Genomic DNA, 7,173 nt, shown 5'->3' on the forward strand with positions numbered 1-7,173 from the left:
GGTATTTATAGAATTTAACCATCGTTCCAACTATATATGTATGGCGTGACCCAGTGTTAACATGGCTGCTTCCATTGTGGCCTCGCCTAATGTTGGGTGCACATGAATGGTGTTGGCTAAATCTTCTAACCTTGCGCCCATTTCAATAGCGGTAGCAAATTGATTACTTAACTCTGCAACATGAGCCCCCACAGCATGAATACCAATAACAACATGGTTATCTTTACGCGCTGTAATACGCACAAAGCCACCATCATTACCAGCTTCCATGGCTAAGGCCTTACCAATTGCTGCAAAAGGAAATTTGCCTACCAGTGTTTCTATTCCTTGTGATTTTGCTTCAACTGCCGTTAAGCCAACACCAACAAGTTCAGGCTCAGTAAAACAAACCGCAGGTATAACGCTTGGGTTAAATTCACGCTTTAAACCAGAAATGATTTCGGCAACCATTTCACCTTGGGCAGAAGCTTTATGCGCTAACATTGGTTCTCCAACTAAATCACCAATTGCCCAAACATTTTTCATCGCTGTGCGACATTGGTTGTCAACTTTAACGAAAGCCCCATCCATATCTACACACATGTTAGCTAAACCGTAACCTTGAGTATTCGGACGACGCCCCACAGTCACTAAAATTTTGTCGCCATGAATAGAATGCTCAATGCCATTTTTATCGCTGTAAGTTAATGTAGCTCCTTCACCAGTACCATGCTCAATAACTGATACTGCTCGAGCAGAATATTCAATCTCTACATTATGATTTTTCAACCATGTCGCTACAGGTTTCGTTAGCTCTTTATCAAACAACGGCACAATAGAATCCATGCCTTCAACAAACGTGACTTTAGCCCCAAGTTTACGGTAAGCGATGCCCATTTCTAAGCCGATATAACCCGCCCCAATCACAACTAAATGGTTAGGTAATTCGTGTTGCTCAAGTGCCTGTGTAGAAGAGATAACATTTTCACTATAAGGTAAAAAGGGCAGTGCTGTTGCGGTTGAGCCTGTCGCTAAAATAACGTGTTCAGCTTTGATGTTTACAATACCTTGTGCAGTGTCCACTGTGCAGTTTTTAGCGTCTGAAAAATTAGCCCAACCTTTAATTTGTCTGACTTTATTTTTTTTAAGTAAAGCTTCAACACCACTACTTAAAAGAGCAACAATAGAGTCTTTCCAGTCAATCAGTTTTGGCATATCTAACTGTGCAGGCTGTGGTACTAAAATTCCTAACTTACCGTCACCTGTGTGGGCATTAATTTCTTCAAAACGCGATGCTGCATGTATTAACGCTTTTGATGGGATACACCCACGAATTAAACATGTTCCCCCTGCTCTGTCGCCTTCAATAATAACGGTATCTAAGCCTAACTGTCCCGCACGAATTGCAGCAACGTAACCACCAGGACCTGCACCTACTACTAAAACTTTACATGAAACTAAATTATTCATATTCACTCCTACATGAATAAGGTTGCTGGAGACTCAAGCAAACTTTTAATACGTTGTACAAACAGAGTCGCTTCCCAACCATCAATCACGCGGTGATCAAACGAAGATGAAATATTCATGATATCGCGAGGAACAAAACCTCCATCTTGCCAAACAGGGCGTTTAGCAATTTTATTAATACCGATAATCGCCACTTCAGGTGAATTGATAACAGGTGTAGTCACAATACCGCCCAAGGGACCAAGGCTTGTTATAGTAATAGTTGAACCACTTAATTCTTCACGTTTTGCTTTACCACTGCGAGCGGCGGTAGATAGACGTTTAACTTCATTAGCTGATTGCCATAAATCAAGAGTTTCAGCATGCCTAATTACTGGCACAACTAATCCACTCTCAGTTTGAGTAGCTATACCGACATGGGCAGCACCATAGCGATACACAATATTATCGTCATCATCGAAACGAGCACTCATTTCAGGATAATCTTGTAAGGCAACCACTAGCGCTTTGATGAAAAAAGGCAGCATAGTGAGTTTTGGCTGTTCATCTGCTCGCTCTTTATTAAGCTTGATGCGTAACTTTTCTAGCTCAGTCACATCAATCTCTTCAACATAGGTAAAATGCGGAATACGCTGCATTGTATCTTGCATAATCGCTGCAATTTTACGGCGTAATCCAATCACTTTGACTTCTTCAATTGATTCATTAGCAACACTGTTAGAGGATGCTACTGGAGCCTCTGCAGATGATTGGCCAGAAATAAAAGCATCTAAATCATTATGCGTAATACGCTCAGCAGGACCAGTTCCACGTACATAATTTAAGTTAATGCCTGCATCCATTGCACGTTGACGAACAGCAGGAGCGGCTAAAGGTTTTTGGCCTTCAGGACGAGGAGCCGTAACATTTCGATTAGAAGCGGTAGCTGTTTTTGTTACTGAATTGACTGAAGGCTTTTCAAAGGCTGCTTTAACCTCTTTGTTTACCGGTACAGCTTCTTTTTCAGTTACTGCAACAGGCTCTTCACCTACAGTATGATCCGCTGTAGTAGTCGCTTTTTCAGGCTTAGATGCATTTTCAGTCGCTTGCTGACTTTCCACGAAGTTACCTTCGCCTTCTACTTGTAATTTCACAAAGTCAGCACCAACAGCGATCATTTCGCCAGCTTGGCAAGCTTGCCACGTTACCGTGCCATCGACAGGAGATGGAATTTCAACCGTTGCTTTGTCTGTCATTACTAAACATAAAACATCGTCTTCTTCGATGGTTCCACCTAATGCAACGTTCCATTCCACTAATTCAACTTCAGCAATACCTTCGCCAATATCAGGTACTTCAATTAAATAATTGCTCATTTCTACTCCCCCATCACTTTTCTTAATGCATCACCAACGCGAGCCGGACCAGGGAAATACTCCCATTCCTGTGCATGGGGATAAGGCGTATCCCAGCCGGTAATTCGAATAATAGGAGCTTCTAAACTGTACAGACATAACTCTTGAACAACGGCCATCAATTCAGCACCAAAACCGCTGGTTTTAGTGGCTTCGTGTACAACAATACAACGACCTGTTTTTTTCACAGATTTCTCGATTGTTTCTTCATCCAGTGGCAATAAGGTGCGTAAGTCGATTACTTCTGCATCAATGCCTGTTTCTTCTGCCGCACATTGAGCAACATGTACCATAGTGCCGTAAGCTAGAATCGTCACATCTGAACCCTCACTAGTGATTGCGGCTTTGCCTAAAGGCACCGTGTAATGACCGTCTGGCACTTCACTTGCTGCATGTTCAGACCAAGGCGTAACAGGTCTATCGTGATGACCATCAAAGGGCCCGTTATATAAACGTTTAGGCTCTAAAAATATAACGGGGTCATCATCTTCAATAGAAGCGATAAGTAAACCTTTAGCGTCGTACGGATTAGAAGGAATAACCGTTTTTAATCCTGCCACATGGGTGAATAACGCTTCAGGTGATTGAGAATGGGTTTGCCCACCGTATATACCACCGCCTGTTGGTGTTCTGATAGTCATAGGAGCAGTAAATTCACCTGAAGAGCGATAACGTAAACGTGCCGCTTCAGAAGCAATTTGGTCATACGCTGGTAATATATAATCGGCAAATTGAATTTCAGGCACTGGTCGTAAACCATATGCTCCCATGCCAACAGCAGCCCCTATAATGCCAAGCTCTGATATTGGTGCATCAAAACAACGTGATTTACCATACTTTGCTTGTAAGCCCTCAGTTGCTCTAAATACACCACCGAAGTAACCAACATCTTCACCAAAAACAATGACGTTATCGTCTCGTTCCATTGTTACATCAAGCGCATCACGAATGGCTTCGATCATATTTTTACGAGACACATTCTGAGAGATAATTTTTTCAGACATATCTATACACCTGCTTCTTGACGTTGTTTACGCAGGTGGGCAGGCATTTCTTTATAAACATGGTTAAACATTTCACTAACAGCTGGAACGGCACCTTTGCCTAATGTGCCGTAAGTTTCAGCTTCTTTTGCTGCAGCTTTCACTTCTGCTTTTAGCGCTTTAGTTAGCGCTTCATGTTGTGCTTCATCCCAAATACCTTTTCCAATAAGGTGCGTTTTTAATCGCTCAATTGGATCGCCTAATGGCCAGTAGTCTGCTTCATCTGCTGGACGATACTTTGTTGGATCATCCGACGTTGTATGCGCAGCCGCGCGATACGTTACCCATTCAATTAAGGTAGGGCCTAAGTTTCTTCGAGCACGATCAATTGCCCATTTAGAAACAGAATAAACAGCTAAAAAGTCATTACCATCAACTCGAATGGAAGGAATATTAAAACCATGACCACGGCAAGCAAAATTTGCGGACTCACCACTGGCGATCCCCTGAAACGTTGAAATGGCCCACTGATTATTGACAACATTTAAAATAACAGGAGGTTTATAGGTTGAAGCAAAAACAAGTGCTGAGTGAAAGTCACTTTCAGCCGTTGAACCATCACCTATCCAACCTGAAGCGACTTTAGTATCCCCTTTAATTGCAGATCCCATTGCCCAACCAACAGCTTGCATAAACTGAGTTCCTAGGTTGCCAGAAATAGAGAAAAATCCATAATCACGCTCAGAATAGAAAAAAGGTAGTGAGCGACCACCCAACTTGTCTTTTGAATTAGAGTAAATTTGGTTAATCATATCGACCATAGGAAAATCTTGGGCAATTAATAAGCCCTGTTGTCGATAACTCGGAAAACACATATCTCCTTGAGATAACGCCATACGTTGTGCACAAGCTACCGCCTCCTCACCTCGACACTGTACATAAATAGAGGTTTTTCCTTGACGCTGCGACATGAACATACGTTCGTCAAAAAGTCGCGTTTTTAACATCACGGTTAAGCCTTTTAATAAAAAATAATCATCAACTTCTGGAACCCACTCGCCAATGGCAACACCGTTATCATCCAGCACTCTGACCATGTCATAAGCAAGTTCGCGAATACTTGCAGGGGCGCAATCTATATCAGGTTTAGGAACAGTTCCTGCTGCTGGTACGCTGATATGACTAAAATCGGGTTTATCGCCCGGTCTAGAAGAAGGTTCAGGCACGTGTAAACTCAAAGGTGCTTCATTATTCATGTTCGTGTTTTTTCCAAAGCAAAGCGCTCCATTTCCAATTTATTGAAACTAAATGAAGCGAGAAAATTCTAAGAGAAATATACTATGGGAAACGGTAGTGAGTCATACCAAATAATCACAAAATTGAACGGTAAATTGGTGGATAACATCAATTTATGCGTATACATTGGCTATATAATTCAATATCACTCAAAAAATCAGGACTAACTGACATGCTAAATTTCATTATAGACAAAACTGACATAGAAATATTAAAAGCATTACAGCATGATGCAGGCATTTCAAATATAGAACTTGCAGACAAAGTTTCGCTGTCTCCATCCCCTTGTTCACGACGAGTTAAACTTTTAGAAGAAGCTGGTTTTTTTAGAGGTAAAGTCACCTTGTTAAATCCAAAATCCGTTGGACTACCTGTTAATGTATTTATGCAAATCACACTAATTCGCCAGAAAAAAAGCCACTTAGAAGTTTTCGAAGAAGAAATTAGTCAATGGCCAGAAGTAATGGAGTGCTATTTAATGACAGGCGATTTTGATTATCTCATTCGAGTTGCAGTACCTGATTTAATCAGCTATCAAGTTTTTTTAGATAAGGTGACTGAAATGGATGGGATCAGTCATATTAAAAGTAGCTTTTCACTAAAGCAAATTTGCTATAAAACTGAATTACCATTGGGGCATTTAAAAGTTCTTATACGTTAACTGTAGTAGCTCAGACTTGATCTGCCAGTTACCCATTTTTCAAATGGTGTCGTCAGTTTAGATTTGAGCTAAATTCTTTTCTGCCCAAACCGATTTTCCATCAAGTAATGTTTCCAGCGGTGTTCGTCCGCAACAGAATTTTTTAGGGGATAGTTTAAATGAAGTAACAGGGACTGCTGCTTTAGGATCATCCGTTGGGCCACCCCAAATATTTAATGCACCGTTTGACCATTTTTTGTAGGTAACCTGAATTCGGGATAAGCCGCGCCTCTCAACATCGCTCTTTTTGCGCCTACCTTCGTTGAGCTTACTAGCAATAGCCCGCTATTACGTACGTAAGCCCGCCTTGATATCCACAAAAATTTCGATGTTGATAATGCTGTTGAGTGTGTAGATTAAGGAAAATTAGCTTAACTATCTGAATTTATGAATAAAAAACTATTTAGACGACACACATTATCCCGAACTCAGGTTAGGTAATTTGTTTACCGTCAGGACTGAGCTTAAGAGCTAAGTATGTTGGATCTGCGAAAAGCTCACTACGAGGAATAAATGAAGCGGATTGAGACTTTTCAACTGAAGTACATCCAGACACCCCCACATTCCCTAGTGCGACGAATAAACAAGCAAAGACCTCTGGCTATACCTTTTTCGCAGTAGCTTGATATTATTAGAGCTAACTTTTGAACATATTGTCAAACCTACTCTGCTTTTTCTCAATATATTGAATAAAACAGAGGGGCTGCAAGTAGTACCAAACTTACTTGTTTTTATAAACAACGCCTTCCTTCATCACAAAATCAATATCCATAAGCTCCGTGATATCTTTTGTTGGATCACCATGAACAGCGACAATATCTGCAAACTTTCCTGCTTCGATAGAACCCAAAACGTCCGATTTACCAAGATTATCAGCACCATATATTGTGGCCGTTTTAATCGCTTCAGTTGGGCTTAAGCCTGCTTGCACTAATAGTCCAAACTCTGTTGCATTAAGGCCGTGTTTAGATACATAACTATCGGGTACCAAACGCAATTTTAATGCCTTTTTTATAGACAAGGCTTAACGTATCTATCATTTGAGGCCCCACTTCTTTGGCTTTATCTCTAACCGATTGTACAAAAAATGAATTTTCATCTGCTGCAATATCTGACACGGTAGCGCCCGCTAGTAATGTGGGTATAAAGTAAGCCCCTGTTTTCTTAAATAAATCTAATGATTCTTTATCAGAAAAGGTACCGTGTTCAATAGAATCAACTCCAGCACGTAACGCTGCATTAATACCGTCTGCATTATGCGCATGTGCGGTAACCTTTCTTCCTAACTGGTGAGCGGTATCTATAATTGCTTTCACTTCATCATTAAAAAATTGTTGCCCAGTTCCGGCTG

At 41.0% G+C, this 7,173-nt stretch carries 7 protein-coding genes; 1 reads left to right on the forward strand and 6 read right to left on the reverse strand.

The window, feature by feature from the left end:
- Positions 1-30: 30 nt before the first annotated feature.
- The 4 genes from lpdA to Q0Y52_RS04705 are packed head-to-tail and all read right to left on the reverse strand — an operon-like array spanning position 31 to position 5,082.
- On the reverse strand, positions 31-1,449 hold the full coding sequence (gene lpdA / locus Q0Y52_RS04690; RefSeq protein ID WP_297818657.1) for a dihydrolipoyl dehydrogenase: 1,419 nt from the start codon (positions 1,447-1,449) through the stop codon (positions 31-33).
- Between the two features lie 8 nt (positions 1,450-1,457).
- Entirely contained in the window at positions 1,458-2,804 is a 1,347-nt protein-coding gene (locus Q0Y52_RS04695) for a dihydrolipoamide acetyltransferase family protein (RefSeq protein WP_297818660.1), read from the reverse strand.
- Between the two features lie 2 nt (positions 2,805-2,806).
- Positions 2,807-3,847, reverse strand: a complete 1,041-nt coding sequence (locus Q0Y52_RS04700) for an alpha-ketoacid dehydrogenase subunit beta (protein ID WP_366939244.1) — start codon at positions 3,845-3,847, stop codon at positions 2,807-2,809.
- Positions 3,848-3,849: 2 nt separating this feature from the next.
- Complete coding sequence (locus tag Q0Y52_RS04705) at positions 3,850-5,082, reverse strand: 3-methyl-2-oxobutanoate dehydrogenase (2-methylpropanoyl-transferring) subunit alpha (RefSeq protein ID WP_297818663.1); 1,233 nt, start codon at positions 5,080-5,082, stop codon at positions 3,850-3,852.
- 212 nt (positions 5,083-5,294) lie between these two features.
- Here Q0Y52_RS04705 and Q0Y52_RS04710 point away from each other — a divergent pair, with 212 nt between their 5' ends.
- Entirely contained in the window at positions 5,295-5,783 is a 489-nt protein-coding gene (locus tag Q0Y52_RS04710) for an Lrp/AsnC family transcriptional regulator (RefSeq protein WP_297818666.1), read from the forward strand.
- Between the two features lie 760 nt (positions 5,784-6,543).
- Here the strand turns inward: Q0Y52_RS04710 and Q0Y52_RS04715 are convergent.
- Complete coding sequence (locus Q0Y52_RS04715) at positions 6,544-6,819, reverse strand: amidohydrolase family protein (RefSeq protein ID WP_297818669.1); 276 nt, start codon at positions 6,817-6,819, stop codon at positions 6,544-6,546.
- Positions 6,800-7,173 (reverse strand): amidohydrolase family protein (locus Q0Y52_RS04720; protein WP_297818672.1); only part of this gene is annotated, 374 nt, incomplete at its 5' end. The genes Q0Y52_RS04715 and Q0Y52_RS04720, both read right to left, overlap by 20 nt.

Source organism: uncultured Paraglaciecola sp. (assembly GCF_943787955.1).
Taxonomy (GTDB): domain Bacteria; phylum Pseudomonadota; class Gammaproteobacteria; order Enterobacterales; family Alteromonadaceae; genus Paraglaciecola.

Excerpts from the sequence above, each read along its gene's own strand:
- lpdA (WP_297818657.1), bottom strand. The coding sequence starts at position 1,449 with ATGAATAATTTAGTTTCATGTAAAGTTTTAGTAGTAGGTGCAGGTCCT.
- Q0Y52_RS04695 (WP_297818660.1), bottom strand. The coding sequence starts at position 2,804 with ATGAGCAATTATTTAATTGAAGTACCTGATATTGGCGAAGGTATTGCT.
- Q0Y52_RS04700 (WP_366939244.1), bottom strand. The coding sequence starts at position 3,847 with ATGTCTGAAAAAATTATCTCTCAGAATGTGTCTCGTAAAAATATGATC.
- Q0Y52_RS04705 (WP_297818663.1), bottom strand. The coding sequence starts at position 5,082 with ATGAATAATGAAGCACCTTTGAGTTTACACGTGCCTGAACCTTCTTCT.
- Q0Y52_RS04710 (WP_297818666.1), top strand. The coding sequence starts at position 5,295 with ATGCTAAATTTCATTATAGACAAAACTGACATAGAAATATTAAAAGCA.